Source organism: Novosphingobium sp. 11B (assembly GCF_054589055.1).
The window spans coordinates 1-3694 of the sequence record NZ_BAAILP010000181.1 but is presented as its reverse complement, the minus strand read 5'-3'; the positions used below and the strand labels follow the sequence as shown (position 1 = coordinate 3694).

Here is a 3694-nt window from a genome sequence, read left to right as displayed (position 1 = left end):
AGCATGTCCATGGTAGTCACGAGAAACCCTTTCGCATGCAAGAATGACACAAGTGCGACGGTTGGGGGAAGGGAAACGTCGTCCCGGATCAAGTCCGGGACGACGAGTTGGGAACGACATTTACGCCCACTGTTGAACAATCGTTGCAGCGCAGCATTGAATCGCGCACACTCCGTTTCGATGATCAAGGCAGCCCTGCACCATCTCACCCGCTACCGCTATTCGCGGCGCATCCGTCTCGGCCCCCAGGTCATCCGGCTTCGCCCGGCGCCGCACAGTCGGACGGAGGTGCCCAACTACTCGCTGAAGATTAGCCCGCCCGAGCATTTCCTGAACTGGCAGCAGGACCCGCACGGCAACTGGCTGGCGCGCGTGGTGTTTCCCGATCCGGTCGATCATTTCTCGATCGAGGTCGATTTGCTGGCGGAACTGGCCGTCATCAACCCGTTCGACTTCTTCGTGGAGCCGGAGGCGGAGGAATATCCCTTCGCTTATTCGGAAGGCATGAAAGCAGACCTTTCCGCCTATTTCGAGGTCGAGGAGCAAGGCCCGCTGTTCGAGGCGCTGGTCGCCCAGCATGCCGACTACGAAGGCCGCACGGTCGATTTCCTCGTCGACATCAACAGCCGCCTGCAGCAGCGCATCGACTACGTGATCCGCATGGAGCAGGGCGTGATGACGCCCGAGGCGACGCTGAAGGTCGGCATCGGATCGTGCCGCGATTCGGCGTGGCTACTGGTGCAGCTGCTGCGCCGCCTCGGCTTCGCGGCGCGGTTCGTGTCCGGCTATTCGATCCAGCTGGTCGCCGACGTGCTGCCCAAGGAAGGGCCGGTCGGCGTGCTGGAGGACGTCACTGACCTCCACGCCTGGGCCGAGGCTTATGTGCCCGGCGCGGGCTGGATCGCGCTCGACGCCACGTCCGGCATGTTCGCGGGCGAGGGGCACATTCCCTTGTGCGCCGCGCCGCATTACCGCTCGGCCACGCCGATCGAGGGCATGGCCGAGCCCGCCGAAGTCGATTTCGACTTCAAGATGAACGTCAGCCGCATCGCCGAAGCGGTGCGCATCACCAAGCCTTTCACCGACGAGCGCTGGGACGGCCTGCTGGCGTTGGGCGACAAGGTGGACGCGGACCTCACCGCCTGGGGCGTAAACCTGACGATGGGCGGCGAGCCGACCTTCATCGCCGCCACCGACTTCGAGGCGCCGGAGTGGAACAGCGCCGCGGTCGGCCCGACCAAGGCTGCCTATGCAGACAAGCTGATCCGCCTGCTGCGCGCGAAGTTCGCGCCGGGATCGCTGCTCCACCACGGGCAGGGCAAGTGGTATCCCGGAGAGACGCTGCCGCGCTGGGGCTACTCGATCTACTGGCGCAAGGACGGCGTGCCGATCTGGCATGACGACAGCCTGATCGCGGGGGAGAAGCCGCTGGAGAAGGACGGCGATCCCGATCCGGTGCCCACCATCGACGTGCTCGCCGCCGCCAACCTGCTGGCCGGCGCGGCGCAGGGGCTGGGGCTGGAGCGCGGCTACGTCCAGCCGGTGTTCGAGGATCGCGGCGTCTGGATGCTGCGCGAGGACGAACTGCCGGTGAACACCACGCCGCTCGACCCCGCGATCGAGGACGAGGAACTGGCCCGCCGCTTCCGCCGCACGTATCGGCGCGGGGTGGAGCAGCCGGTCGGCGTCGTACTGCCGGTGCAGCGCTGGAACGCGAAGGACAAGTCCACGCCGCGCTGGAAGAGCGAATACTGGCGCGTGCGCAAGGGCGTGCTGACGGCGGTTCCGGGCGATTCCGCGCTGGGTTATCGCCTGCCGCTGGGCTCGCTGCCCTATGTGGCGCCGGCCGACTTTCCCTACATCCACCCGCGCGACACGGCAGAGCCGCGCCAACCCCTCGCCGATTTCCGTCTCCAAGCGATCGAGCGCGGCAATCAGGGGCGCGAAGTCGGCACGGCGCAGCGTTCCCAGGCGGTGCCCGAGCCGCACAGCTTTACCGGTCCGGCGGTCGATCAGGACATCATCGAGGGCGCCGTGCGCACGGCCGTCACGGTCGAGCCTCGCGGCGATTACCTGGCCGTGTTCATTCCCCCGGTGGAGGCGCTGGAGGACTACCTCGAACTCGTCGCCGCGATCGAGGCGGTGGCCGAGGTGCAGAAGCTGCCGATCCGGATCGAGGGCTATGCGCCGCCGCCGGACCCGCGCCTGATGGTGCTCAAGGTCACGCCCGATCCCGGCGTCATCGAAGTCAACATCCATCCTTCCGCCAGTTGGCGCGAGACGGTGGAGATCACCGAAACGCTCTACGACTGCGCGCGCGAGATCGGGTTGACCGCCGACAAGTTCATGGTTGACGGCCGCTCGATCGGCACCGGCGGCGGCAATCACATCGTGCTGGGCGGGCCGACCTTGCTCGACAGCCCGTTCATCCGCCGCCCGGACCTGCTCAAGAGCTTCGTCACTTACTGGCAGCGGCATCCCTCGCTCAGCTACCTGTTCTCCGGCCTGTTCATCGGCCCGACGAGCCAGGCGCCGCGTATCGACGAGGCGCGGCACGACGCGCTCTACGAGCTGGAAATCGCGCTCTCGCAGGTGCCCGGTCCGCACATGCAGCAGCCCGCGCCGTGGGTGGTGGACCGCCTGTTCCGCAACCTTCTGGTGGACGTGACCGGCAACACCCACCGCACCGAGATCTGCATCGACAAGCTGTTCTCGCCCGATGGCCCGACCGGCCGCCTCGGCCTCGTCGAGTTCCGGGGCTTCGAGATGCCGCCCGAGGGCCGCATGTCCTGCGCCCAGCAGCTGCTTCTGCGCGCGCTGACGGCGTGGTTCTGGCGCGAGCCGGTGGAAGGCCCGCTGGTGCGCTGGGGCACGCAGCTGCATGACCGCTTCATGCTCGGCCATTACGTCTGGGCCGATTTCCTCGACGTGCTGGATGACCTGCGCCGTGCGGGTTACGACTTCGACCCGTCGTGGTTCGAGGCGCAGCGCATGTTCCGCTTCCCGGTCCACGGCGAGGTCGAGGGCGGCGGCGTCAACCTCCAGATCAGCCACGCGCTCGAACCGTGGAACGTGCTGGGCGAAACCGGCGCGATCGGTGGCACCGTGCGCTACGTGGACAGCTCCACCGAGCGCCTGCAGGTCAAGGCGACGGGGCTTGTCGAAGGCCGTCACGTCATCACCTGCAACGGCCGCCGCGTGCCGCTGACCAAGGTGGCTCACGGGGAAGGCGTGGGCGGCGTGCGCTACAAGGCGTGGTGGCCGTCGGAGAGCATGCATCCGATGCTGCCGCCGCATGCGCCGCTGACGTTCGACATCTACGACTTGTGGAACGGCCGTTCGCTGGGCGGCTGCGTCTATCAGGTCGCGCATCCGGGCGGGCGCAGCTACGACACGGTGCCGGTCAACGACTACGAGGCCGAGGCCCGGCGGAAGGCGCGGTTCCAGGATCACGGCCACTCTCCGGGGCCGCTGCCGATGCCTGCGGAGGAGCTGCCGAGTGAATTTCCCTACACTCTCGACCTCAGGCGGCCCTCGCGGCTAATGTAGGGGCATGTTCGAGGGGTGCAGCGCGCATAGATCATTCGTCGTCCCGGACTTGATCCGGGACCGCTGGCTGTCTTCAGGCAGGTGCCATCGGCAAGGCGCCCCGATGCCAAGCGGGCTGTTCACGGCCAGCAGTCCCGGATCAAGT

Annotated in this window: 1 protein-coding gene; it reads left to right on the top strand. The window is 67.2% G+C overall.

Features of this window, described 5'->3' with window-relative positions:
• Positions 1–180 precede the first annotated feature (180 nt).
• Positions 181–3549 carry a transglutaminase family protein gene (locus ACYPYD_RS16855; protein WP_459664330.1) on the top strand — a complete coding sequence of 1123 codons (3369 nt, stop codon included), beginning with the start codon at positions 181–183 and terminating at the stop codon, positions 3547–3549.
• The last annotated feature ends 145 nt before the right edge of the window (positions 3550–3694 follow it).

Bases quoted from the DNA above. Each gene is read 5' to 3' on its own strand.
- ACYPYD_RS16855 (WP_459664330.1), top strand. From the start codon at position 181: ATGATCAAGGCAGCCCTGCACCATCTCACCCGCTACCGCTATTCGCGG.